The 1685-nt window shown below is 62.8% G+C and carries 2 protein-coding genes; one reads left to right on the forward strand and one right to left on the reverse strand.

Translation table 11 applies throughout. From position 1 onward, the window contains the following. Window positions 1–545, reverse strand: a 545-nt coding sequence (locus tag PG5_RS32665) for an NAD(P)H-hydrate epimerase (RefSeq protein ID WP_042955992.1), incomplete at its 3' end; no start/stop codon positions are given. A 63-nt stretch (window positions 546–608) separates the two neighbouring features. Between PG5_RS32665 and queG the strand changes: the two genes are divergently transcribed. Then, the gene (queG, locus tag PG5_RS32670; RefSeq protein WP_020801357.1) at window positions 609–1673 is read left to right on the forward strand and encodes a tRNA epoxyqueuosine(34) reductase QueG; all 1065 of its coding nucleotides are present in this window, start codon (window positions 609–611) and stop codon (window positions 1671–1673) included. The last annotated feature ends 12 nt before the right edge of the window (window positions 1674–1685 follow it).

Below are 1685 nucleotides of genomic sequence, written 5' to 3' on the forward strand. Positions count from 1 at the left end.
CCCACGCTCTCCTTTCGCGGCGCGGGGGAGAGTGGTGAAAAAGACCAGGGCCGGGGGGGGATCCCCCCCGCCCCCCCCGGAGGGCCGCTGGCGTGGACCGCGGCGATGACACGGGCGTCCGGCCCGCCCACACCCCCGGCCAAGCCGGTACCGAGCAAGGCGTCGAGGACAATGCCCCGGTAGTCCGATTGCGCGCTCCACGCTTCGATGACCACGTTTTCGGACACCGCTTCGGCATGGGCCGAAGCCGCATCACCGCGCAGCTGCCGGGGATCGCCTGCCGCCAGAACCCGTACCGTCCACCCGCCGCGCTTGGCCAGCACGGCAACCAGGTAACCGTCGCCAGCGTTATTGCCGTGGCCTGCGACCACCGTTAATTCATTCGCCGCCGGCCAATGCCGGACCAGCGCTCGCCAGGTGGCCCGTGCGGCGCGATGCATCAATTCGAAGCCCGATGTGCCAGCCGCGATCAGGCTCGCATCGAGCCCTCGGACCTGCGCGGCGCTGTACAGCGCGTCGGGTAAATCATCTTTAGTGTGCGGCATGCGTCTACGGGCTCCGATGTCTGGCAGAATTATACGCACCTCAGCTCCGGTTTCTCTCGCCTCATGCCCGCTATTACCACAGATCTGCCTGCCCTCGCCCAATCCATCAAGGACTGGGGCCGTGAGCTGGGCTTTCAACAAGTCGGCATCAGCGGCCTGGACCTCGCCGAGCATGAGCAGCACCTGGAACGCTGGCTTGCAGCCGGCTACCACGGCGAAATGGAATACATGGGCGCCCACGGCAGCAAACGCTCGCACCCCGAAGAACTGGTACCAGGCACTTTGCGCGTGGTATCGCTGCGCATGGACTACCTGTCGGGCGATACCAGAATGGCGCAATTGCTCGCCCAACCGGAAAAAGCCTACGTCTCGCGTTATGCCTTGGGCCGCGATTACCACAAATTGATCCGCAAACGCGTGCAACAACTGGCGGAAAAAATCCAGGCCGAGATTGGTCCGTTTGGTTATCGCGCGTTTGTCGACAGCGCTCCCGTGCTGGAAAAAGCTATCGCAGAGAAAGCGGGTCTGGGCTGGATCGGCAAAAACACCCTGGTCTTGAATCGCAAGGCTGGCAGTTATTTCTTCCTGGCCGAACTGTTCGTCGACCTGCCGTTGCCCGTGGATCCACCCCATGCCACCGAACACTGCGGCCGCTGCAGCGCCTGTCTCGACATCTGCCCGACCAACGCCTTCGTCGGCCCCTATGTGCTGGACGCCCGGCGCTGTATTTCCTATTTGACCATCGAACTCAAGGGCGCCATCCCCGAAGAGCTGCGACCGCTGATCGGTAATCGGGTGTTCGGTTGCGATGACTGCCAGATCGTCTGCCCGTGGAACCGCTTTGCCCGTCCGTCCGGCGAAAGCGATTTCAAGCCACGGCACAACCTGGACAACGCCGGACTGGCCGAGTTGTTCATGTGGGACGAGGATAAATTCCTCAGCAGCACCGAAGGTTCTCCCTTGCGCCGGGCCGGCTACGAAAACTGGCTGCGCAACTTGGCGGTGGGCTTGGGAAATGCGCCTTCAACGATTCCGGTACTGGAGGCATTGAAGGCGCGACGCGAACATCCGTCCGAACTGGTGCGCGAGCATGTCGAGTGGGCATTGAAACAACACGGTCTTGTGTAGGAGCTGCCGCAG

The sequence above is a fragment of the Pseudomonas sp. G5(2012) genome, from assembly GCF_000408945.1.
GTDB lineage: Bacteria > Pseudomonadota > Gammaproteobacteria > Pseudomonadales > Pseudomonadaceae > Aquipseudomonas > Aquipseudomonas umsongensis.

Bases quoted from the DNA above. Each gene is read 5' to 3' on its own strand.
- queG (WP_020801357.1), top strand. From the start codon at position 609: ATGCCCGCTATTACCACAGATCTGCCTGCCCTCGCCCAATCCATCAAG.